This window comes from Mesorhizobium sp. P3_A9, from assembly GCF_056402975.1.
Map to the genome: position 1 here is coordinate 1 of NZ_JBFUGJ010000687.1, position 1,273 is coordinate 1,273.

1 protein-coding gene is annotated in these 1,273 nt (G+C 62.9%); it reads left to right on the forward strand.

What is annotated here, in order from left to right; all coding sequences use genetic code 11:
• Nucleotides 1–1,243 (forward strand): nitrite/sulfite reductase (locus tag AC1DX0_RS36015; RefSeq protein ID WP_477359278.1); only part of this gene is annotated, 1,243 nt, incomplete at its 5' end.
• Between the last annotated feature and the right edge of the window lie 30 nt (nt 1,244–1,273).

Sequence of the window (1,273 nt, forward strand, 5' to 3'; positions counted from 1 at the left end):
CCCCTATGCGGAAATACTGCGGCAATGGTCTTCGGTGCATCYGGAATTCTCGTTCCTGCCCAGAAAATTCAAGATCGCGGTGACGGGTGCCGAGCGCGACCGCGCCGCCATCCAGACGCATGACATCGGCCTTCATGTGAAGAGGAACGCCGCCGGCGAGCTTGGTTTCGCCGTCTATGTCGGCGGCGGCCAGGGCCGCACGCCGATGGTGGCGAGGAAGATCCGCGATTTCCTGCCGGAAGCCGACCTCCTGTCCTACTGCACGGCGATCCTGCGCGTTTACAACCTCTATGGCCGCCGCGATAACAAGTACAAGGCGCGTATCAAGATTCTGGTGCACGAGACCGGCGTGGAGGAAATCACCCGCCAGGTCGAGGCCGAATGGCAGGAATTGAAGGACGCCGAGCTGAAGCTGCCGGACGCCGACATCCGCGCCATCGAGGCCTATTTCGCGCCGCCGGCGTTGGCTGATCGGCCGGAAGGCGACCAGGCGGTCAAGCTGGCGCGCCTCGATTCCAAGGGTTTCTCGGAGTGGCTCGACCAGAACGTGGTGACGCATCGCCATCCCGACTACGCGGCGGTAACGATCTCGCTCAAGGGCATCGGCGAGGTGCCGGGCGACGCTTCCGACAGCCAGATGGAAGCGGTCGCCGACATCGCCGAACAATACGCCTTCGACGAGCTGCGCGTCAGCCATGAGCAGAACCTGATCCTGCCGCATGTGGCGCGGAGCGATCTCAAGGCGGTCTATGACGCGCTGGTCGACATCGGGCTGGCGACGGCCAATTCCAATTTGATATCGGACATCATCGCGTGCCCGGGCCTCGACTATTGCGCGCTGGCCACCGCGCGCTCGATCCCGATCGCGCAGGAAATCTCGCAACGCTTTGCTTCGCTGGAACGTCAGCGCGAAATCGGCGAACTGAAGCTGAAGATCTCCGGTTGCATCAACGCCTGCGGTCATCACCATGTCGGCCATATCGGCATCCTCGGMGTCGAGAAGAAGGGCTCCGAGCTCTATCAGGTGACGCTGGGCGGCTCGGCCGACGAGAACACGTCGGTAGGCGAGATCATCGGTCGCGGCTTCTCGTCGGAAGAGATCACCGATGCCATCGAGCAGATCGTCGAGACCTATCTCGGCCTTCGGCTCAACCCACAGGAAAAATTCATCGACGCCTACCGCCGTGTCGGTCCCGCGCCGTTCAAGGAGGCGCTCTATGCTGGCGAAGCCAAGGCCGCTTGACCGCATCGTCGATGTCGATGACGGCGCCGC